The organism is Paenibacillus sp. FSL R5-0749 (assembly GCF_038595085.1).
Taxonomy (GTDB): Bacteria; Bacillota; Bacilli; order Paenibacillales; family Paenibacillaceae; genus Paenibacillus.
Genome location: NZ_CP152005.1, coordinates 2,887,469 through 2,908,583, shown reverse-complemented (window position 1 = coordinate 2,908,583; position 21,115 = coordinate 2,887,469). Strand labels below are relative to the sequence as shown.

Annotated in this window: 21 protein-coding genes; 5 read left to right on the top strand and 16 right to left on the bottom strand. The window is 45.0% G+C overall.

Annotated elements, in window-relative coordinates:
• Window positions 1–113: 113 nt before the first annotated feature.
• The 7 genes from MKY85_RS13105 to MKY85_RS13075 all read right to left on the bottom strand — a co-directional run bounded on the left by MKY85_RS13105 (window position 114) and on the right by MKY85_RS13075 (window position 6,870).
• A complete protein-coding gene (locus tag MKY85_RS13105; protein ID WP_342572803.1) occupies window positions 114–722 on the bottom strand; it encodes a DUF1349 domain-containing protein in 609 nt (202 codons plus the stop codon).
• Window positions 723–766: 44 nt separating this feature from the next.
• Entirely contained in the window at window positions 767–2,113 is a 1,347-nt protein-coding gene (locus tag MKY85_RS13100; protein WP_342573354.1) for an NAD(P)/FAD-dependent oxidoreductase, read from the bottom strand.
• A 50-nt stretch (window positions 2,114–2,163) separates the two neighbouring features.
• Window positions 2,164–3,678, bottom strand: coding sequence for an osmoprotectant update ABC transporter permease/substrate-binding subunit OpuFB (gene opuFB, locus MKY85_RS13095; protein ID WP_342572801.1), 1,515 nt, complete (start codon window positions 3,676–3,678; stop codon window positions 2,164–2,166).
• Window positions 3,671–4,645 (bottom strand): ABC transporter ATP-binding protein, encoded by a 975-nt coding sequence (locus MKY85_RS13090; RefSeq protein ID WP_342572800.1) that lies wholly within the window; start codon window positions 4,643–4,645, stop codon window positions 3,671–3,673. Before MKY85_RS13090 ends, opuFB begins: the two co-directional genes overlap by 8 nt.
• A 209-nt stretch (window positions 4,646–4,854) precedes the next feature.
• Complete coding sequence (locus tag MKY85_RS13085) at window positions 4,855–5,715, bottom strand: ergot alkaloid biosynthesis protein (protein WP_342572798.1); 861 nt, start codon at window positions 5,713–5,715, stop codon at window positions 4,855–4,857.
• Window positions 5,708–6,148, bottom strand: a complete 441-nt coding sequence (locus tag MKY85_RS13080) for a nuclear transport factor 2 family protein (RefSeq protein WP_339260817.1) — start codon at window positions 6,146–6,148, stop codon at window positions 5,708–5,710. Before MKY85_RS13080 ends, MKY85_RS13085 begins: the two co-directional genes overlap by 8 nt.
• Before the next feature lie 137 nt (window positions 6,149–6,285).
• On the bottom strand, window positions 6,286–6,870 hold the full coding sequence (locus MKY85_RS13075) for a TetR/AcrR family transcriptional regulator (protein ID WP_339260816.1): 585 nt from the start codon (window positions 6,868–6,870) through the stop codon (window positions 6,286–6,288).
• A gap of 167 nt (window positions 6,871–7,037) precedes the next feature.
• Between MKY85_RS13075 and MKY85_RS13070 the strand changes: the two genes are divergently transcribed.
• Together MKY85_RS13070 and MKY85_RS13065 are read left to right on the top strand one after the other, a co-directional pair.
• A complete protein-coding gene (locus MKY85_RS13070; protein WP_339242182.1) occupies window positions 7,038–7,400 on the top strand; it encodes an iron-sulfur cluster biosynthesis family protein in 363 nt (120 codons plus the stop codon).
• A gap of 424 nt (window positions 7,401–7,824) precedes the next feature.
• Window positions 7,825–8,598 (top strand): M15 family metallopeptidase, encoded by a 774-nt coding sequence (locus tag MKY85_RS13065; RefSeq protein WP_339242180.1) that lies wholly within the window; start codon window positions 7,825–7,827, stop codon window positions 8,596–8,598.
• 137 nt (window positions 8,599–8,735) lie between these two features.
• Here MKY85_RS13065 and MKY85_RS13060 read toward each other — a convergent pair whose 3' ends face one another.
• Window positions 8,736–8,975: a hypothetical protein gene (locus MKY85_RS13060; RefSeq protein ID WP_342572797.1), complete on the bottom strand. Its 240-nt coding sequence runs from the start codon at window positions 8,973–8,975 to the stop codon at window positions 8,736–8,738.
• Window positions 8,976–9,105: 130 nt separating this feature from the next.
• On the opposite strand from MKY85_RS13060, the gene MKY85_RS13055 reads away from it, so the two are divergent.
• Window positions 9,106–9,738, top strand: coding sequence for a nitroreductase family protein (locus MKY85_RS13055; RefSeq protein WP_342572796.1), 633 nt, complete (start codon window positions 9,106–9,108; stop codon window positions 9,736–9,738).
• A gap of 48 nt (window positions 9,739–9,786) precedes the next feature.
• On the opposite strand, the gene MKY85_RS13050 is transcribed toward MKY85_RS13055, so the two are convergent.
• A complete protein-coding gene (locus tag MKY85_RS13050) occupies window positions 9,787–10,947 on the bottom strand; it encodes a leucine-rich repeat domain-containing protein (RefSeq protein ID WP_342572795.1) in 1,161 nt (386 codons plus the stop codon).
• Between the two features lie 157 nt (window positions 10,948–11,104).
• Between MKY85_RS13050 and MKY85_RS13045 the strand changes: the two genes are divergently transcribed.
• Complete coding sequence (locus tag MKY85_RS13045; RefSeq protein ID WP_342572793.1) at window positions 11,105–11,563, top strand: GyrI-like domain-containing protein; 459 nt, start codon at window positions 11,105–11,107, stop codon at window positions 11,561–11,563.
• 276 nt (window positions 11,564–11,839) lie between these two features.
• Here the strand turns inward: MKY85_RS13045 and MKY85_RS13040 are convergent, their stop codons facing one another.
• From MKY85_RS13040 to MKY85_RS13030, 3 genes are all read right to left on the bottom strand, one after another.
• Complete coding sequence (locus MKY85_RS13040) at window positions 11,840–13,084, bottom strand: aminopeptidase (RefSeq protein ID WP_150367448.1); 1,245 nt, start codon at window positions 13,082–13,084, stop codon at window positions 11,840–11,842.
• A 238-nt stretch (window positions 13,085–13,322) separates the two neighbouring features.
• A complete protein-coding gene (locus tag MKY85_RS13035) occupies window positions 13,323–14,864 on the bottom strand; it encodes an acyl--CoA ligase (RefSeq protein ID WP_342573353.1) in 1,542 nt (513 codons plus the stop codon).
• A gap of 302 nt (window positions 14,865–15,166) precedes the next feature.
• On the bottom strand, window positions 15,167–16,171 hold the full coding sequence (locus MKY85_RS13030) for an aldo/keto reductase (protein WP_342572792.1): 1,005 nt from the start codon (window positions 16,169–16,171) through the stop codon (window positions 15,167–15,169).
• A 201-nt stretch (window positions 16,172–16,372) separates the two neighbouring features.
• Here MKY85_RS13030 and MKY85_RS13025 point away from each other — a divergent pair, with 201 nt between their 5' ends.
• On the top strand, window positions 16,373–17,218 hold the full coding sequence (locus MKY85_RS13025; protein ID WP_342572791.1) for an AraC family transcriptional regulator: 846 nt from the start codon (window positions 16,373–16,375) through the stop codon (window positions 17,216–17,218).
• Window positions 17,219–17,298: 80 nt separating this feature from the next.
• On the opposite strand, the gene MKY85_RS13020 is transcribed toward MKY85_RS13025, so the two are convergent.
• From MKY85_RS13020 to MKY85_RS13005, 4 genes are read right to left on the bottom strand one after another with little or no spacing between them, the layout of a single operon-like run.
• Window positions 17,299–17,697 (bottom strand): Asp23/Gls24 family envelope stress response protein, encoded by a 399-nt coding sequence (locus tag MKY85_RS13020; RefSeq protein ID WP_339242167.1) that lies wholly within the window; start codon window positions 17,695–17,697, stop codon window positions 17,299–17,301.
• A gap of 29 nt (window positions 17,698–17,726) precedes the next feature.
• Entirely contained in the window at window positions 17,727–18,806 is a 1,080-nt protein-coding gene (locus MKY85_RS13015; protein ID WP_339242165.1) for an AI-2E family transporter, read from the bottom strand.
• Window positions 18,807–18,841: 35 nt separating this feature from the next.
• Window positions 18,842–20,299, bottom strand: coding sequence for a HAMP domain-containing sensor histidine kinase (locus MKY85_RS13010; RefSeq protein WP_339242164.1), 1,458 nt, complete (start codon window positions 20,297–20,299; stop codon window positions 18,842–18,844).
• Window positions 20,277–20,984, bottom strand: coding sequence for a response regulator transcription factor (locus MKY85_RS13005; RefSeq protein WP_339260804.1), 708 nt, complete (start codon window positions 20,982–20,984; stop codon window positions 20,277–20,279). The genes MKY85_RS13010 and MKY85_RS13005 overlap by 23 nt, the downstream gene beginning before the upstream one ends.
• Window positions 20,985–21,115: the final 131 nt, after the last annotated feature.

Below are 21,115 nucleotides of genomic sequence, written 5' to 3'. Positions count from 1 at the left end.
CGAAAATAAGCAAGCCCTCCGTGAACGGAAGACTTGCTTATTTGTGTTGTATTTCTTGGTAAGCGAGATATACTTGCTCAAATATCATTGTTTAGCGTGCATCTTAACTTGTTTTAATCCGTAATCGGAGGATCTGTGTGCAGATCAGCATCGGGTGGCGTGGATCTCCATTTGGTAAAGGCTACCTCGAACCCTGCACGCTTCGGTGAACACAGAAATGGGCCTGCGTGTTTATTCGTCGGATAGGCGAACCGTGCAACGCGAATCGTACGCCAAGGATGCTCATCTGTACGAGCCCGAATGACAACAGCCTCATTACTGTACGAGGCTCTGATCGTCACAATTCGTCCACCCCACTCAGGTACAGGAGATAGGGACCAATCCGAATATGTATCCGTCACGACAGCTCCAACATGAGCAACACCGTCATTAACCTCAACTCCGGCCTTGATCCATTGATCTTCTCCGTGCCATAACATCAACCCCGCCTGATCATATAATTCGGTGAATGAACTTAGATCAAAAGATACCTCAATCGCTTCCGTTCCGTCCCATGGAGCAAGTATGGCGTGTCCATCCCGATGACAGAACCCATAGAATGTTTCCTCCCAGAAGTCACTGCCTTCCCGAGCTTCCACAACGAAACGATCCCCATCCATCCGTGCGGCAACGGGTTCCTTCGTCCACTTGCCTTCAAGAAGTCCTACAAAATCCGATGACATCGTTATTTTCATCCTTCCGTCCCAAGGGGCTTTTATCATCATTTCTACACTAGAGAACCCAGGTCCGATGCAGCAGTAGGATATGCAAAATTCATGGTGTTTAACTGATCGATAGTCAGATCGAACTGAATCGCCATTGCAAAAAGGTTGATCAATTCTTCTGTCTTGCCCCCGAGCACATGCGCACCCAGAATGCAACCGGTTGATTTGTCGATCACCACTTTGGCCATGGCAAATTTTTCATGAGTTCTTTTGTAAGTATACCATTTCGACATATCATTTACCTGCACCTCGTAGCCCTCTTTTTTGGCTTGTTCCGTGCTCATACCAACAGCTCCAAGTGCAGGGACAGTAAACACAATGGAAGGCATCACTTTATAATTGGGTTTATGTTGATTTCCCTCCAACAAATTGAACGATACTGCCCGGGATTCCTGACCTGCTAACGGGGTCAAAGGCAACCCTTTCGTATCGGTTACATCGCCAGCAGCATACACTCTCGGATTACTTTCGCTTTGCAAATACTCGTTCACCGTAATACCCTTTTTGCTGTAGCTAACGTTGCCTTTCTCCAATTCCAGCCCATCCACATTGGGTATACGCCCGGCTCCATGAACGACAAGTCCGCACTGCCACTGGTGATCTGCACCATTGCGTGTGCCATGAACGATATAGGCGTTCCCCTCTTGCCGTACGGACTTCACCTCTGCGTTCAAATGAACATGAATGCCGATCTCTTTCGATTTTTGCATTAAAGATTCAACCAGTTCCGCATCAAATGATTTCAGCGGCTGTTCACTCCGATGCAGGATATGGACTTCCGTCCCGGCTCTAGCCACAATATGCGCAAACTCAAATGCAATATATCCACCGCCTATCAGCACTAATCGATCAGGCAACTGTTCCAGATCCAGAAAGTCATCACTATATATCAGATGCTCTGATCCCTCGATTTCAAGTGGTGCAGGTCTTGCACCAGTAGCAATCAGAATGTGTTTGCCATGAAGCACTTCTTCTCCCACTTGAATATGGTCTTCATCGACGAATGAAGCTTTACCATGGAACGTATCCATTCCTTCTTGTTTGAATTTATCCTCACTTGCTCTAGGTATGCTCTCGGTAAAGGTACGTTTAAAGGCCATAAGCTCAGACCAGTTGATAGTCGCCCGTCCCTGAATTCCTTTCCCTTGCATCCGCTCATTCCAGTCAATCAGCTCCGCCGCTCCGGCCAGCACTTTCTTGGGATCACAGCCGCGCAGTGCACAGGTTCCGCCGAACTCACGTTCATCAATTACAGCGATTTTCCAGCCAGCTTCAGCGCAACGGGTAATAACAGAACTTGCCGCGCTTCCTGTTCCAATTGCAATCAAGTCATAAGTTTCTTGTGTCATCATGGTTCCTCCTCATCCTTTTGTTACGTCTATTGTTGGGATACACAACGTTAGAGCAATCCAGCCTGTTTCAGGTACTCCGTTGCCACCTGCTCGGGATTCGCTCCATCCACGTTCACGTCATAGTTCATCTGACGCATCTCGTCATCCGTAATCTTTCCAGCAAGCTGATTCAGCACCTCAACCAGTTGTGGATATTGATCTGCCGTTTCTTGACGAAGCATCGGCGCACCTTGATACGGTGGGAATAACTCCTGATCATCCTCCAGCACGACGAGTTCATATTGTCTCAACTCACTATCGGTGGAGTAAGCATCTACGAGATTGATATCGCCTCGTTGAACAGCTCCATAGCGAAGCTTCGGTTCCATGGTTGCAACGTTCGGGAATTCAATTCCATATTTCTTCTGAATACCAAGGTAACCGTCTTCCCGATCCGAGAATTCCAGCGTGAAACCTGCCTTCATCTGCTGTTCTACCGGTTTGAGATCCGAAATGGTCTTGAGATTGTATTGATCTGCGATGCTCTTTGGAACAGCCAACGTATACGTATTGTTGTAATCCATAGGGTTCAGCAGCACCATGTTGAACTGGCTCAGCATTCCATCTCTTGCCTGTTCGTACACCTCTGTCCGATCGGTGCTGACTGCTGTTTCCTTCATGAATTCGGAGATCGCTGTCCCGGTAAATTCGGGATAGATGTCAATATCACCCGACTTGAGTGCGTTGAAAAGGAATGGTGTTTTACCTAATCCGGGCTTAAGTTCAACGGTCAGATCCGTTTCTTTTTCGATCAGCAATTTATACATGTTAATCAGAATCTCCGGTTCAGCTCCCAGTTTGCCAGCAATTACGAGATCCTTCTGCCCTCCACGTGCCACGAAGGGAATGGTAATCACAAGTATTGCGATTAGAGCCAGCGAACCAAGGGTAACCAGCGTTTTCTTGAAGGATAACCGCTGGAACTGACGCAGTAGTACATCAAACAAAATAGCTAGCAATGCTGCCGGAATAGCTCCAAGGATGATCAGTGCGGTATCATTCCGATCAATACCCAGCAAGATTAATGCACCCAAGCCTCCTGCGCCGATCAAGGCTGCAAGTGTCGCCGTTCCTACAATCAGGACCATAGCCGTCCGAATTCCGGCCATAATGACAGGCATCGCCAGTGGCAGTTCCACTTTGATTAGACGTTGCCGACTATTCATGCCCATTGCATTCGCCGCTTCGACCATGGAAGGATCAACTTCGGATATGCCTGTGTACGTATTGCGGAGTACAGGAAGCAGCGCATACACCACCAATGCGATAATTGCAGGAAGTGTTCCTATACCAAACAATGGGATGAGTAATCCGAGAAGCGCCAGGGATGGTATAGTCTGCAACACAGCCGTAATCCCAATAATGGGTTCAGCGACTCTTGGTTTGCGTGTAAGGTATATACCAAGCGGAATAGCGATAAGGACAGCGAAGAACAATGCGATAAAAGAGATCTGAATATGTTCCAGAAGAGCAGACAATAATTGGCCTTTACGCTCGCTGAACACCTCCGTGAATCTACTCATGTCCCTCACCTCGTTCCTGTAACTGTTCAGACCAGTATTTCATCAGAACTGCCCGATTGATCTCGCCAATAATCTGTCGGTTGCGTTCCACTAGCAAATGGTCGTGAGAACTCATAATCTCAACCAACTCCGGTAAGGTAGTTGATACGGGAACGGCAGTTTTAGCTGACTTTGGCACATGACCCGGTGAGAGTGGTGACATGATGGATTCAAGATCAAATACGAATGGTGGACTCGTGTCCGCATCAGGACTTCCGACAAACTCACGCACGAAGTCATCAGCTGGCTGCTGGATGAGCTCTTCCGGGGTACCTACCTGCAACACTTCTCCATCCTTCATAATGCAGATGCGATCACCCAGCTTCATCGCTTCCTGAATATCATGGGTGACAAACACAATTGTTTTTTTCATCTGGCGCTGGATATCCAGAATATCGTCCTGCAATTTCTCACGGCTCATCGGATCGAGTGCACTGAATGGTTCATCCATCAATACAATCTCGGGATCGGCAGCGAGTGCACGCAACACTCCAATTCGCTGCTGCTGTCCACCAGATAGTTCGGCAGGTTTGCGCTCACTGTACGTATCTCCATGCAATCCAACCATGTCCAGTAGCGTATGTACGCGCTGCTTGATCTGATCTGACTTCCATTTTCGCAGCTCAGGAACAACCGCAATATTTTCGGCAATCGTCATATGCGGGAATAGTGCAATCTGTTGCAGCACATATCCGATATTCCAGCGCAATTCGTGAATGTTGTATTCATCAATTGAGCGTTCATTAATGAGCACTGCTCCATCTGTTCGCTCAATCAGGCGATTGATCATTTTGAGCATGGTGGTTTTGCCACATCCACTCGGACCAATCATGACAAACAATTCTCCCTTGTTAATGTTGAGGTTAACCTGACGCAAAGCCGTAGTTCCATCAGGATATTGTTTTGATACATTTTCGAACTGAATCATCCGCTCTCTTCGCCCCTTTATCAAACCTTTATCAAACATTCATTCTCATCTATTTCCCCAAAAGTGTGTTCGTATAATCACTGCTGTCCGTCGTGCCTGTGGTTATGCATAGATCCATATTTCAATCAACGATGTCAACATGCTGGTAGACAGGCAAAAAGACGGGCACTAGGCACCGTCTTCTCTTTAATTACAATATGTTTCTTCCATTAATTCCATACTGCCATATGATTTTGAACAAATTGCTCCATTGAGATTGGGCCATTCCCCGTCAATCTCAGCACGGTATCCGTTACTTGATCTTCGCGGCCTTCTTCACGGATGGCAATATCCAACCCTGCCAGAGCTGTTGCATAGTCTTCAGGCATCCCGGCTTGAATCATGCTGTTCCTCAGTTCATCGTCGGACAAAGATTCATGCTGGATGGACTGACCCAGTAAACGACTAATGATGTTGGAAACCTGCCCATAGGACAACGTCTCCGGCCCTGTAATCATATGCTCTGTATTATGAGGAATAACATCTGTAAGTGCTCGGAAGGCAACAGTTGCAATATCATCTGCGCTGACAAAACCGATTTTCCCGTCACCCGTAGCACTGTAGATTTTACCGAGTTGCTTCATCGTCTCCCGATGCGGTCCCTCCGTAAAATTCTCCATAAAATAAGATGGTTGGAGAACAGCCCACTCGGGAGCATGCGCTTTTAAATACTGATGTACTTTGCCAAATATGGGACCATTCTCGTCGATCGAAGCACTGCCGAGCAAGACAAATCGCTTAACGCCGCTCCACAATGCTTCCTTGATGAACGTAATCATGACGTCTTCTGGATTCATGTCCATGACTGGCACGACAAGGTACACCTGGTTCACATTTTTCAATGCCTGAGCATACGTATCGGAATCGTACCAATCGAAATAGACATAGTTATCACCAGAACCAGAAAGAGATGCTTTAGTTCTTCCTGCCAAGCGCACCGGATATTGTTGCTTTTGAAGTATAGCCGCAACACGGCTTCCTGTTTTTCCATTAGCCCCTGTAATCAGTGTCACCGGTTTATCATTATTCATGTTTACTTCCTCCTAAGTCCGATTCAATTACGATCATCGGATTCCAATAGTCTTTATAATGTGTAATTTTTCCATTCTTGTGGCTCACCACAGAAATGTAGGTTTGGTTGTATGGCTTGCCTGTAACTAATGAGCGCCCTGTACAAGTAAATTCAGCCACAAACTGTTGTTTCGTGGAATCGGCCAAGATTACCGGTTCAGAAAACTGCTGGATTTCGATCATCCCCAACAGATTATGAACATGATTCGCAAGTTCGGCTTTGCCTTCCAGTTTCTGAGGATATCCTGCTGGTGCATATGGGAATTCGAAGATAGCCTCAGATGTATATAGGTTCAACCACTGTTCCAGTTTTCCTTCCAGTAACAATTGAGTAAATCCGTGCATGATCTGATGCGGTATACTATCTGCTTCCAACTGCTGAAATTGTGTCATCCTTACTTCCTCCTTCAGTTTTGTTTGGCGAACTTTTTCCAGACCAATCAGTCTATAAAAGTTAAAAAATAAACGCCTTACGCGTTCATTTTCAAAAAAAAAATTTATGAAGGTTCATGCTCAAATCATGTGAATCGTTAATCCATAGCCCTTAGAGTCATTTGTACAAAATCTCGCAGCGCTTCTACACTTGCACCGCTCTTCGCCGTAAAGGTCAATGAGAGTCGGGAATAATTCAGATAACGGGCAAGCCCAGGCAATTCTTCCTCTGCGTGCTTAAATTCACCATTCCTCTGGCCTCGTAACAGCGCAGTATGAAAAACATCTTCCATTTGTTGATTAGTGGTTTGAATAAAGGCTGCGATTTCGTGATTTTGTGGTGCCTGTTCCACCGCGCTATTAATGATAAAACATTCATTACGACGTTCATCGTCTGTGAGCACGTTAATCACTTCGTTGAACAACTCTGCCATGCCTTGCCTCACACTTGTGCACTCGTTTAATAGTCTGATGCCCGCTTCTGTCTTCTGCTGAATATAGAATTTAAGCGCAGAGACAAATAAATCATGTTTCGTTCCATATGTGTCATACAGGCTTTGCCGCGCAATGCCAAGTTCACTCAGCAGTAAGCTCAAAGATGTACCTTCATAACCATACGCTCCAAATACGGACGTTGCTTTTCTTAGAACAGTTTCCGTGTCAAATTCCTTGGCTCTTCCCAATTTCAGACCTCACCTCCCTGTTCATTAAATAAAGAATACCTTTTCCAGACTGATCAGTCAAGAAAATAAATGCTTTGATTTTTCACAAAGTGGTATAATGAGAATAGAAGCTGAATGAGCTCTTTTACCACTTATAACCACGACCACATATAAAGGAGTGTACCCATATGTATATTGAAATTACAGACCTGGCTGCAAAACGATTGACAGAAAGCTTGAATGATCAACCTGGATACTTCAAAGTAATCTATGATCTGGAAGGTTGCGGATGTAACGGAGTTATCGCGATTATCATTGTCGATGAACTCGCGGCTCTTGATGCTCAGATTGAAACCAATCTGGTTCCGTTCTATGTTGATCCGAAACAGCAACTGAACCTGGAACAACACATGAAGCTGGATACAGAAGAAAATTATCCTTCCTTCAAATTAAGCAGTGACTCCGGCGTGCTCAGCGGTAATGTTCGTGTGCGCGATACCCGTGCCGTAACTGTGGGAAGCTCCGGTGGATCTGACGCTTGCATGTTGTAACCCACTCGCCAGCATAATTGCAGTAATCTAGATTATCTCTTCACAACAAAAGCCGTTGCATCTACTAATGCAACGGCTTTTAATGTTCTTTTCTTTATATACCTCTTATCAGAGTTGCAAAAAAGACTCTATAAAAGATAGATAAACTAAACATTTACACGAAACGGAGAGGACAGAAAAAACCTGAAGAAGCGTAGCGCTCGCCTTTATCCCCGGATTTTCACCATTATAAATTGATCAAACAATCAGGGGATAACAGCGATCGGAAGGTTGTTCTGTCATCAAAGTGGCAGGGTAAATACCCTCTAGTTAGATTTTATAGCAAACTTTGTTTACAACTCGGAAACAATTGGAGAACCTATGGATATAATCCTCTAGTATACTCGGTATATAGATTCATATATTCCGAGGAGGAACACACATCATGAAACCTTTTACTCGTAAATCCATCATATCTACAATTCTCATAGGCTCTGTTGTCGCAGGTTCTGCTTTTACTACGTTTCCCATCACTTCAAACCTGAATCCCGTCGCGTCTGCTGCTAGCTCCAGCTTCACTCAATTTCTGCATGATAATGCACCTGGTCGTACGATCAAAACCATCAAAAATGTGGCAACCGTGACCAATGTGTCCAGTACAGTTGTGCTTGTCAATAAAAAGAGAAATCTGCCTTCGACTTACGCACCACAAGATTTGGTTGTACCTAATATTCCTTTTAGCTTCTCAGGCTCAAGTCCGAAGAAACAGATGCGTAAAGTGGCTGCAACCGCTATTGAAAAATTATTTGCTGCTGCCAAAAAAGACGGCATTGATATCAAAGCCGTGTCTGGTTATCGCTCTTATGCGACTCAGAAATCAATCTTTGACCGGAATGCCAGCATCAAAGGTGAAGCTGTTGCCAATAAAACAAGTGCTCGTCCAGGACAAAGCGAACATCAAACGGGTCTTGCAATGGATATCTCCAGCGCATCCGCCGGTTATGATCTTCAGCAAAGCTTCGGCAACACCAAAGAAGGCAAATGGCTAAAAGCCAATGCCCACAAATACGGATTCATCATTCGTTATGGCAAAGATCAAGAGAAATTAACGGGTTATTCCTATGAGCCATGGCATGTACGTTATGTCGGAGTCTATATTGCTGGTGAAATTACCAATCAGAAACTTACACTGGAGCAATATTTGGAACGAGCCAAATAAGGTAGATATCTACCTTATCTCTAGTCAGCTATTCGATTAGATAAAAGAAGGATGAATATAGATATCAAGGCTGAAATTGAAGATGGGGCCGATAGTGGCCCTCTTCTGTTTCAATCTTTTTCATTTTGAACACATCATCACGTCCCAACGATTCTCCTAAAGACCAGTGGCAATCTCTTCAGACTTTCAGTTCCTGCCCAAGAGCCTGCGCCAGCAAGGAGTGCATTATGACACAAATACAGTGCGACATTGTACACGATTGAACCCAAAATAATCTCCATAACGACAAAACGTTTTAACGTCGAAGATTGGATCACATATACCCGAAATTCATGCGGGTTATGCCCTCCCTTAAATCTTGTGATGAGAGCTTTCATGAATCACCTCTAGTGTTTTATTTTAGCGTATGGCAGGCAATCCTTGTCTTATTCAAAAATAATACTTACATAAAGTAACTAAGTGTGTTATAGTAATTTTATAAATCATACATAAGCGAGGGAAACCATCATGAGTGAGTTCGAGAACCTGGTTAAAAACCGCAGGTCGGCTGTTATTTTTGAAGAAGGAATTGAGATTTCGGAGTCTGAACTGCAAGAGATGTTTGCCCTGAACAAATTTGCACCATCTGCCTTTAACCTGCAACACACCCACTATCTTGTGATCAAAGACGAGGAAGAGAAAGAGAAAGTTTATGAAGCTTCCCAGCAATATAAAGTAAAAACAGCTTCTGCGGTCATCGTGGTTCTGGGCGATGTCAACGCACACCATCATATCCGCACCATTAACGAAGGTTTGCTGAATCTGGGCGCCCTCACTCCGTTCCAATATGAGCAAGAATCCCAAAGTGTAACCGAATTTTACGAATCTCGCGGCAGGTTCTTCCAACGTGAGGATGCGATTCGCAATGCCAGCCTGTCTGCCATGCAGTTGATGCTGATCGCTCAAGATCGCGGTTGGGACACCTGTCCAATGATTGGTTTTGACGCAGAAGAATTACAACAAAGCTTGGATATCCCTAATCATTACGTACCGGTTATGTTGATTACCATCGGCAAAAAGTCGGAAGCCAAACAACGTCCGCGCGGTTACCGTAAACCAATCAATGAATATGTTAGCTTCAATAAAATGCACGCTGAATAAACAGATAACCTGCAAACTAACAAAGCAAAAAGCCACGGTTTCGTGGCTTTAATACGTTTCATAGATTAATGTGTCCAACATATGAAATTCATCGTCAAACTCCGCGTATATGTACAATCGACCAGCAGGTGTATCCCCCGCATCATATCCCAATCGGAAATACCGATCTCCCTGGAACTCTGCGTCAGCCAAAACCAATTCACTGATATCCTCGTCCGGATGGGCCTCGGCAATGGTTTTAAGGGCCTGCTCCTGAAGCATGTCCCATCGATCCCACGTCGCTTCCATATATGGAGACAATTCCTCCATCTCAGCCTTGGTTGAAACCTGTGCAGTGACTATCAGTTCTTTATCCTGAATATGTAAGCGCATCTGATAGTTGGACATTGATGCGTCATACTGAAACACACCCATCCCCTGAACTTCATGATTGGATTCAAAAATCAGATTGTCTGCATATTGCAGTCTCTCCAGCTTGGGATTAACGCTATAATCCAACTCGGTTAATTTGTTCTCGGAACAATAAAGCTCTCTTAATTGCACGTTATGACGAAGATCCAGCTTGCTAATATGATTGTTAAAACAACGGATACTCTCCAGAGCCAGATTTGAAGTAAGATCCAGCTGTTTGATATGGTTGTGATTACATCGAAGTTCAAGCAAGTTTGGACAGCCGGATACATCGAGATCCAACATGTAATTGTTAGCGCAATCCAGTTGCCGCAGGTGTATATTGTGTTCAAGCTCAAGCGTGAAAAAAGCATTATAACTGCAGCTCAGTTCCTCCAACTGCTTAAGGCGCTCCAAAGCCAGCTCCGACAACATATTCCAATGGCACTCCAGCGTGACAAGTTTGGAATTATGAGAAAGATCCAATTGGCGAAGTCGATTAAAGCTGCAATCGAGTACCTGCAATTCTGAATTGGAGTGGAGGTCCAGAGTAAGAAGCTGATTCTCTCTGCAACGTAACGTCCTGAGCATGTGATTCTGAGCAAGATCCAGACCCGTCAATTGGTTATAGGCACAATCCAACTCTTGAAGACCTTTGAAATACTCAATCCCGTCCAGATTACTAATATCGTGATTTGAAAGCTGCAATGTCTCAACCTCACGAACATCATTCTCCTGAATAAATCCCCTCTCATTACAAAAACGATCCAACACAACTTGCCTGAACCGTTCATCCGTGAAGGCATAGGTGATATCCATATCTCACTCTTCCCCTCCTGTTCTCTTAAAACATCCTTTAACATATCCTTCCTATTCTACGAGTTTTGGTACGGGGAATCAATTCATTATGCAATATTTTTTATACCATGTTAGCATCCAATATGTAAGAGAAAACCATATTGAAAGGAAGATTTCCATGCAAATGTATATCGAAAACCTCCCGTCGTGTCGCCTTGCCTATGTTCGACAAGTGGGGCCTTACGGTCCGGCCAATGCCCAAGCGATGAATACACTCAAACAATGGGCAGTCAAAAACCAATTGCTTCATGAATCAGCAACATTACTGGGCATCCCCCAAGATGACCCGACTACCACACCACCCGAAGAATGTAGATATGATGCCTGTATTGTTATCACGGAATCTAAACGTCTGGAAGATGACATAGTTGAGATTGGCGAGTTATCAGGCGGAGACTATCTCATCTGTAAGGTGAGACATACGGCAGAAGATATTCAGCAGGCTTGGAATGTGATCATTCCTCATTTACAAACAAGTGGTTATCGGATGGACAACAAACCAGTTATTGAACGGTATCGATGGGAACTGCTCCATCAGCATTGGTGCGAAATCTGTGTACCTGTGAGACCTGTGTAATCCATGTTATGAAAAAACGAAAAAAGTGACTTCAAGTTGAAGTCACTTTCTCGATTAAATACTATTAATACTATATAAGTTGAACTAATCATTTACACGATAACGGAGAGGACAGAAAAAACTGAAAAAGCGAAGCGGTCGCTGTTATCACCGGAATTTCCCCTTCGAAAAAGGGAATCAAAAAAAATCCGGGATAACAGCGATTGGAAGGTTATTCTGTCATCGTAGTGTCAGTGTAAATAATCTTTAGTTCAAGTTATATAGCCAGATTAGAAATTAAAATGCCCAGTTGCCTTTACGGAATACCGGCTCGATTGTGCCATCCTGTAACTCACCATCGATATCCAGCTCTGCGGAACCGATCATGAAATCGACGTGGGTCAGACTCACATTGCACTCATGCTTCAACAATTCATCGTTAGACATCGTTGTGCCATCTTTCATGTTGAATGGATACGCACTTCCCACAGCCAAATGGCAAGATGCATTTTCATCAATGCCCGTATTATAGAAAATACGATTCAAGTTGGAGATCGGGGAGTCATGAGGCACGAGTGCCACTTCACCCAGATAACGTGCTCCTTCATCCGTGGCAAAGAGGTTCTTCAGATGCTCTTCGCCTGATGCTGCCGTAAAGGCAACAACTTGTCCGTCCTTGAAGGTGATTCTCATCTGGTCAACCAGTTGCCCGTTCAGGTTCAGAGGCATGGTGCTGCTAACATAACCGTTCACCCCACTGCGCTTAGGCATGGTGAATACTTCTTCAGTCGGCATATTGGCAACCGTGTATACGCCTTGTTTATTTTCGCTGCCACCACCGCCCCAGATATGATTGTTAACCAATTCGATTTTCAGGTCTGTACCTGGCGCACGGTAATGCAAGCTCTTATAGTTCTTTTGGTTCAGAAGATCACTCATGGTATTCAGAGTATCCAGATGCTCTCTCCAATTTTGTACGGCGTCTCCGCCATCCACACGGTTCATTTTGAAGATGGTTTCCCACATCACGTTGATTCGGTCTTCTTCCGGGATGTCGGCAAACACTTTGTTCGCCCAAGCCTTGGTCGGTGCTTTGATCAAACACCAGCTAATTTCATGATTACGTGTATATTTGGAATATCCTTTACGTGCTTGAGCAGCAGCCTTAGTCGCACGGGAGACGTTGTCCGAATTAATCCCATTGTACAGATCCGGGTCAGGTACTTTGATCGTCAATGTTGCTCCGCCGGCTTCAGCGAACTTCTCCATCATATCGCCTTTCCAGGCCGGATAGTAGTCAAAGCTGTCATCCGAGCCATGTTCGAAACGACTGCGGGTAATGTTATCATCATCGAATTCCACTTGCACGTACTTCGCTCCGGCTGCATACGCTTTTTGAACAATCAAACGTGTGAATTCAAGCGTTTCGATGGGGGCAGTGACGAGCAAGTCCTGTCCTTTTTGAATATTTACACCGACTTTGACAACCAGTTCTGCGTATTGTTCCAATGACTTTTCAAAGGTTTGTTCAAATTGACTCATAGTTGTGTTCACTCCTGTTTCATATATTATGGCATGGTTTGCAAACTTGGGACCTGTTGAGTGACCGTTACAGCGAAGGATCGTTCTTTAGATCGTCGTTGTCTCCAAATTTTCTTCATCATATTTTTTAAAGGTTAAAATTCGGAGACAAATACGACCGCTTTTGCTTCTGCAGAATCGATTCCTTCTCTTTCACTGCGCATGATCAATTTGCAAAATTTCATCTATACAAAATGATCTAAACATTTCGTTTCTCTTGTTCACGTAACTCAATCCGGCGGATTTTACCAGAGTTGGTTTTCGGCAGATCCGTAACAAATTCAATCTTGCGTGGATACTTGTAAGGTGCTGTAATTTCTTTGACATGGTGCTGCAATTCACGCATCAGTTCTGGTGAAGCCAGTGAATCATCTCGCAGTACAACAAAAGCTTTCACCACATTGCCACGGATCTCATCCGGACTTGCAACCACCGCGCATTCCTTCACACTGGCGTGTTTCATAAGTGCTTCTTCCACTTCAAATGGTCCGATGGTGTAACCCGAACTGATGATGATATCGTCACTGCGACCTTCAAACCAGAAGTAACCTTCTTCGTCTTTACGTGCACGGTCCCCTGTTACAAAAAAATCGCCACGCTGACTAGCTTCCTTCCGTCCCTCATCCTGATAATAGGATCGGAACAAAGCCGGCATCTCTTTGTGTACCGCGATATCTCCAACTTCACCCGCAGGTACAGGTTGTCCCTCTTCATCGATGATTTCAATCAACCCAGGTGTAATCGACTGACCCATCGAGCCAATACGTACAGGCGCATCTTTGAGACTGCCAATCAACAACGTGCTCTCGGTCTGTCCATATCCGTCTCGAATAGTGAGGTCAAAGTGACGTTGGAAGATTTCAATGACTTCCTGATTGAGCGGTTCACCCGCTGAAACAGCACTGCGCAGATGGGACAGATCATAATGTCCAAGATCATCGGCTTTGGCCATTAACCGATACTCGGTTGGTGTACAGCATAGAACATTAATTTGATGTTCCTGCATCAATTCCAGGTAACGCTTGGGTTGGAATGATCCATTGTAGACCAGTCCGGTCGCGCCTCTTCCGAGTACCGACAGGAACGGACTCCAGATCCATTTTTGCCAGCCAGGTGCCGCTGTTGCCCATACGGTATCTGAAGGCTGAATATCCAGCCATAGTGAAGAAGCGATCCGCAGGTGGGCATATCCCCAACCGTGGCTATGTACAACTCCTTTGGGATTACCTGTTGTGCCCGAAGTATAGGCAAGAATAGCTGTATCATCACGGTGAGTTTCCACCGCAGCCATCTCTTCAGGTTGATTTTGCATTAACTCATGCACATTGACCCAACCTTCGGCAGGTACGCCAACTTCACCATTAGGAGATGCTACGATACGATGTGCCAGTGACGGCAGATCCGCGTCCATCTTTTCCACTTCCGAGGTTGTCTCAGACCATACAATAACAGCCCGCGCCTCAGAGTGACGCAGACGATATTCCAGATCTTTAGCCCGTAACATCTCGGAGGACGGAATAACGGCAATCCCCAATTTAAGACAAGCAATGTAAATGACATAGGCAATGATACGGCGTGGTACCATGACCAGCACCCGATCACCCTTCACCAGTCCTAGTTCACGCAAACCTCCAGCAAGACGATTCGCCTGCTTGAACAAATCACCATACGTGATCTCTTCCAATTCTCGTTGATCGCTGAGCCATCTAAGTGCAATCCGGTCTGATGGATGATTCTCCATCTCGGATGTCAGGTTATAGCTTTCAGGCGAAATCCACTGTTCAAAGTTCAAATGGAGCCTCTCCTTCGTAGTTCAAATGTAAAGCTTCTATATATTATACCCTAAATCCTAGGACCAGGTGCTATGAACTAGGCTCATTCCGAAAAAAATAAACATAGGTCAATTAATGAACTATTATAATAGATCTTATCCTATAAAGAAAATGACATATAAAAAAAATGGCACCTTCCTGGTTATCAGGACGGCACCATTTCATATTAATTTGCTATTACCATAATCTTTGTCTAACTATAATTTTTCGGTTACCACGGATAATTACCCACTCCGTCAAGAATGATTTCGATCTCATTCAACTCTTCCGTTGTCAGGTCCGGTGCCTTGAGCGCAGCTACGTTTTCTTCGATCTGGGACACACGGCTTGCACCAATCAGTGCGGAGGTTACACGGTTACCGCGCAAGATCCAGTTCAGAGCCAGTTGAGAGATCGTCTGACCTCTTCTTTCTGCAACCGCCTGAAGCGCATCGAACTTGGCAATCCGTTCGTCCGTATAAGCTTCTTTTTTCAAATTGCCTGTTGGATTGGCTCGTTCTTCCTTAATCTTGTCGACATATTTATTCGTCAACTGGCCGCGGCCGAGTGGACAGAATGCTATTGAACCTACGCCCTGCTCATCCAGTACGTCCTGCAAACCGTCTTCGATCCAGCGGTTCAACATGGAGTAATTCGGCTGATGAACCAGACACGGCGTACCCAGACGACGGAGAATGGTCACCGCTTCTTGCGTCTGTTCTGCATTATAATTGGATAACCCCACATACAGTGCTTTACCTTGCCGTACGATATGATCCAGCGCTGTCATGGTCTCTTCCAAAGGTGTATCCGGATCTGGACGGTGATGATAGAAGATGTCTACATAATCCAGTCCCATCCGGCCAAGGCTTTGATCCAGGCTCGCAATGAGGTTTTTGCGGGAACCCCATTCGCCATAAGGTCCATTCCACATGTGATAGCCAGCTTTTGTCGAGATGAGCAGCTCATCCCGATAAGGACGCAGATGTTTTTTATAGATCACACCAAAGTTCTCTTCCGCTGATCCTGGAGGTGGACCATAGTTATTCGCCAAATCGAAATGGTTAATTCCGAGGTCAAAGGCACGCAAAATCATCTCTTCCTGAATATCCAACGTACGGTTACCACCGAAGTTCTGCCATAGACCCAGCGCAATTTGCGGCAGTCTGATTCCGGATTTACCGGAACGTACATATTTCATCTCTTCATATCGTTGTTCACTCGCAGTATAGGGCATCGTTATTCTCACTTTCCTGTAAGGTTTGCCTTGCTGCTTCTAATCTTAGTCATTTCTCGGGCAAAACGATATGGCATTTCACTATAACCATATGGAAAAATGACTGTTATCTCTACCAACGAATGTTAAATCATTGATCTTTTAATCTAATTAATATGTTAAAATGCAAGATGAGATGAAATCGTACAGGAGTGAATACCCTTGATTACATATATGTTTAAAAGCAATCATTTTCAGGAGCTTCAGCTCCTTCATTATGGTACGGAAGCCTGTACACCAGGTCATCACTTTGGCCCTGCCATGAGAGACTATTACAAAATTCATTATATTTTGAATGGCAAAGGCACCTTCGAAGTAGGAGGCAGAACATACACCCTGCACAAAGGTCAAGGTTTTCTGATCGTTCCGCATTCTGTTGTTCATTACGAAGCAGATCAGGATGACCCTTGGGAATACAGCTGGGTTGCTTTTCAAGGTAGCAATAGCCAAACCTTTTTACAGCAGGCTTGTCTGTCTGAGCATCACCCGATTTTTGAGCTGGGCAATGAGGGTGACGAGATGCGATCCTGTCTGCATCGAATGATTAATTCGCGACACACCCACAAAGGCTGGGAGATCAGTATGACTGGTTTGCTTTACCAATTTTTCTCCATTTTGATTGATCAGGCCAACTCAGAGCATCTTCAACCCATGCAGGATTATTCGAAGGAAACATACGTAACGCAGGTCATGGACTTTATTGAAATGAACTACGCCAATGCTATTACCGTTCAGTCCATCGCGGCCCATGTGGGCTTGCAGCGCAGTTACCTGTGCTCTCTCTTCAAGGATCAGATGGGGAGCAGTATCCAGTCGTATCTGGTCCATTACCGGATGCGCAGGGCAGCCGAATTGACCCTTGATCCCGGTCTGACCATTGGTGATATTGCCCGCTCGGTGGGCTACACTGATGCATTGCTTTTCTCCAAAATGTTCAAAAAAGTGATGGGCGAAGCGCCCACCTACTACCGCAAACATAAAACAGCACCCTCCCAGTTAAGTTGCTAACTTGGGAAGGTGCTGTTTTTTGCCAATCGATATCACTTGCATTTGTTCAATACTAACATTCGTTTAATCCTTACGTTTGTTTATACCGTCTCCTGCATGGATATGCCCACGACTTGCACTTTAATTTCATTAACCATAACACCCGCTAATTGCTCCACGGCCTGTTGAACGTTATGTTGAAGTTCACGGCATACCTCATGCATCTTGTTGCCATATTGAATGTTAATGCGCAGCTGGATGGTCGCCTGATCGTCTTTGACGTGCACATCAATCCCTTTTTGCAGACTCTTGCCGCTGATGCTCTTGGCAATCCCTTCAGTCAGCCCCACAGACATGGAAGATACGCCATTCGTGCTCTGCGCGGCCATCCCCACAATCTTGGACAGCACATCGTTCGAGATGTGAATGGTACCCATTTGAACAGATTGAGGTGCGATATATTCAGGTTCGTTATATGGTTTTTCGATAATTTCAGACATGTGCTCCACTCCTTCGAATAATTTACATGCTAGGCATTCTGCCATTTGTCCTTGAAGAACATAGTATAGATTCGAACCAAAAGAATTTTAACGATCATATACACCGGGATAATAATCAGGATAGCTATAATTCCACCCAGGTCCCCTGCACCCAAAACCAAAATAATCGTCGTAAGCGGGTGAATATCGAGCTTTTTGCCAAATACGTACGGTGCAACCAGGTTGTCCTGAATCTGCTGAGCGACAAGAATAATAATCAGAGACCAGATGGCAACGGATGGCGATACGACGAGACCCATGATCACAATAGGTACAGACGACACAATCGCTCCGATAAACGGAACAAAGTTCATGATGACCGCGATTACTGTGAGCAGTAATGCGTACGGCAGTCCAATAATCAGGAAACCGATATACATCAGTACACCCAGCGCCAGATTTACCAAGACTCTACCCACAATAAAACCACTCAGGGCCTGATCAATCTCAAGTACAACTTCACGGCTGTCATTTTGGAAACGTTTTGGAGCGATATGGGCCAGTTTACGGCCAAATTTCTCACCTTGTAACAGCATGTAGAACAAAAGGATCGGTAATGTAAACAAGATGATCGCAAAACTGGAAACGAGTGAGAAAAATCCACTTACATAGTTGGTCACAAAGTTAAATCCTTTGTTGATATACTCCGTAATCTGAGAGAAAGGTGTTGAGCCCTCGGGGAACAAGGCTTGAATGGCACCATTCTGCTCCAGCTCTCTCAGCTGTTCACTTAATGAATTGATTAGATTCGGTGCGTTATCGACCAGATTCACCAATTGCTCACGTAATGATGGCCATAAGCCAATGATGAAGAATACACCCAGAATAGCAATAACCAGGTAGATTAGCAAAATACTTAGTGTGCGATTGATTTTCTTTTTCTCCATATAATTCACTAGCGGTCTTAGCAGATAATAAAAGAACACGGACAACATCATCGGTACGGTAATGACCGTGATCATGGTGACAAGCGGCTGAAAGATGAAGCTCACACGTGATAATAAATAGATATTAACCAATATCAGCGCCAGTGCGATACTGAACCGGACAAACGTATTTCCTTTGAACAAAATTTTCCCCTCCACATGGACATTTCTTCTCTAATTTAATTTGGAATCTGGATGGTAAACACGGTGGTCTCTCGACCACGCCCGGAAAGGATCAGCCGTCCACCCATTTTCTCTGTATTACGCCGTGCGATGGACAACCCCAGTCCGGTGCCTCCTGTCGCTGTGCGCGCCTCATCCCCTCGTACAAACGGGTCAAAGATCGTTGACCACAGTTCTTGGGGTATGCCCACCCCGGTATCTGCCACTTCAATCACCACATGGGTATCCAGCGGAATGAGTTCCACACGCAGTTCTGTCCCGAGCGGATTATACGATAAGGCATTGGTGATTAGATTCTGAATGACTCTGGATAGCAGCTCCGGATCATACCTTGCGTAGATCTCCTCATCAGGAACAAGCACATGAAGGACAAACTGTTTCTGCTCAATCTCCCCATACGTATCTGCCATAATCTCGCGCACGAACTCTCCAATTTCTCTTCTCTCAATCTGCATGTGGAAATCAGGCGAATCCACCTTGAGCAGCTCCAGCATATTCTGTATCATGCGTGCAACTTGAACAGATTTGTTATAGATGTATCCCAAATATCTTTGCTGCCTGTCCTTGTCCTCTCCACGTCCTTCCACCAAAGCCTGAGCATATCCCTGTATAGATGTTATCGGTGTCTTTAGATCATGGGATAAGTCTACAATCAGTCGCTGCTTGCTCTCTTCCGCATAACGTTTCTCCGCAGAGGTGTTCTCAATAACGTCCGCCATGTAGTTAAAGGTCTCACCAATCTGGACAAACTCCCTCTCGGCAGAGATCGACATCCGTGTACTATAATTTCCCTGAATCATCTGCGTAAGACCCGAGGAGAGAATACCCAGTGGCTTTTTGATTCTCCGTGCGACCCAATAGCTATATACAAAGATCAACAACAAAACTAAACCAATACCAATCATAATGTAAAAGGATAACGGGTGCTTCAGATTGGTAATCAACTGATTATCATTAATCCTTACGCTGACCAGATCACGCGGGATCTTGAGCAACACATACGTTGGCGGTCCTTCTGCCGAAAACGAAGTGATGGAGTAATAGTACGGTTGGTCGCTTCGGTTCTCCAGTCCTGCATACAGCTCGGCTTCACTGTATTGGGTGAACGAATCCTGCTTGTCTCCCACATGATGAATGACGTTACGATTCGCATCCAGAATCTCAATCCAACCCCCGCTGTCCTTGAGACGTTGAATCTCTGTATCCTTCCCTCTCGACACCGAACCTCCACCGGAGTAAAACTCGTTTTCCAGCTCTGCCACATACACGTGGGCTTCAACATTCAGCTCTGGATCAACGACCTGATCCGAAATGCGGAAATCCACGACATCCAGTGACACTATAAGGTATACAATCAATACCAGTAACAGCAAAAAGAAGTTGAACAGCAAGAAATCCAGTGTCAGGGATGTCTGCAACAGTCGCTTTTCTCTAGCTTTCCATGGGCGCTTCAATTTTGTATCCCAGTCCCCTTATCGTTTTGAGATATTCCGGTTGTCTGGAATCACGCTCGATCTTCTCCCGAATGTTGCTGATATGTACCATGATGGTGCTGTCCTCGTGCGCATAATAATCGCCCCAGACCGCTTCGTATATTTTTTTACGGGTGAACACTCGGCCAGGTTGATCAAGCAACAATTCCATAATTTTATACTCTGTAGAGGTTAATGTTACAGCTGTTCCTGAACGAAAAAGAATACATTGGGATCGATCCAGTGTCAGATCACCCAATACCAGATTCTCTTCTTTGGCAGCGGGGATCTCCGCTGCATCAAATTGATTAACTCTTCTGAGCAGCGCCTCTACTCTGGCGACAATCTCGAGCGGATTGAACGGCTTCGCTATATAATCATCTGCCCCAAGTCCGAGTCCAAGGATTTTATCGTGATCCTGACTTTTGGCGGACAGGAATAGCACAGGCATGTGATGCGTAGCCCTGATCTGCTTAATTAACTGCAATCCGTCCATTACAGGCATCATGATGTCCAGTATGACCAGATCAATCTGTGTTGAACGTATACATTGTAGCGCCTCGGCCCCATTCACGGCAGTCTTAATGGTATAATCCTTCTCCAGATAGAGCTGAAGCAGTTCAACAATCTCTGGTTCGTCATCTGCAATTAATACGGTGTATCTCATGTTATTCCTCTCATTTCCTATACTCTATGCCTATCTCTACATTATTACTATATACTACGTCTCTTAATTCAACCTAAATCATTTCTAAAGATAATCTAAATAAATAGAAATAAAGCCCTGACACTTGCCAA

Excerpts from the sequence above, each read along its gene's own strand:
- MKY85_RS13080 (WP_339260817.1), bottom strand. The coding sequence starts at position 6,148 with ATGACACAATTTCAGCAGTTGGAAGCAGATAGTATACCGCATCAGATC.
- MKY85_RS13045 (WP_342572793.1), top strand. The coding sequence starts at position 11,105 with ATGCAAATGTATATCGAAAACCTCCCGTCGTGTCGCCTTGCCTATGTT.
- MKY85_RS13040 (WP_150367448.1), bottom strand. The coding sequence starts at position 13,084 with ATGAGTCAATTTGAACAAACCTTTGAAAAGTCATTGGAACAATACGCA.
- opuFB (WP_342572801.1), bottom strand. The coding sequence starts at position 3,678 with ATGAGTAGATTCACGGAGGTGTTCAGCGAGCGTAAAGGCCAATTATTG.
- MKY85_RS13065 (WP_339242180.1), top strand. The coding sequence starts at position 7,825 with ATGAAACCTTTTACTCGTAAATCCATCATATCTACAATTCTCATAGGC.
- MKY85_RS13030 (WP_342572792.1), bottom strand. The coding sequence starts at position 16,171 with ATGCCCTATACTGCGAGTGAACAACGATATGAAGAGATGAAATATGTA.
- MKY85_RS13050 (WP_342572795.1), bottom strand. The coding sequence starts at position 10,947 with ATGGATATCACCTATGCCTTCACGGATGAACGGTTCAGGCAAGTTGTG.
- MKY85_RS13055 (WP_342572796.1), top strand. The coding sequence starts at position 9,106 with ATGAGTGAGTTCGAGAACCTGGTTAAAAACCGCAGGTCGGCTGTTATT.
- MKY85_RS13105 (WP_342572803.1), bottom strand. The coding sequence starts at position 722 with ATGTCATCGGATTTTGTAGGACTTCTTGAAGGCAAGTGGACGAAGGAA.
- MKY85_RS13060 (WP_342572797.1), bottom strand. The coding sequence starts at position 8,975 with ATGAAAGCTCTCATCACAAGATTTAAGGGAGGGCATAACCCGCATGAA.
- MKY85_RS13100 (WP_342573354.1), bottom strand. The coding sequence starts at position 2,113 with ATGACACAAGAAACTTATGACTTGATTGCAATTGGAACAGGAAGCGCG.
- MKY85_RS13005 (WP_339260804.1), bottom strand. The coding sequence starts at position 20,984 with ATGAGATACACCGTATTAATTGCAGATGACGAACCAGAGATTGTTGAA.
- MKY85_RS13085 (WP_342572798.1), bottom strand. The coding sequence starts at position 5,715 with ATGAATAATGATAAACCGGTGACACTGATTACAGGGGCTAATGGAAAA.
- MKY85_RS13035 (WP_342573353.1), bottom strand. The coding sequence starts at position 14,864 with ATGGAGAATCATCCATCAGACCGGATTGCACTTAGATGGCTCAGCGAT.
- MKY85_RS13020 (WP_339242167.1), bottom strand. The coding sequence starts at position 17,697 with ATGTCTGAAATTATCGAAAAACCATATAACGAACCTGAATATATCGCA.
- MKY85_RS13090 (WP_342572800.1), bottom strand. The coding sequence starts at position 4,645 with ATGATTCAGTTCGAAAATGTATCAAAACAATATCCTGATGGAACTACG.
- MKY85_RS13070 (WP_339242182.1), top strand. The coding sequence starts at position 7,038 with ATGTATATTGAAATTACAGACCTGGCTGCAAAACGATTGACAGAAAGC.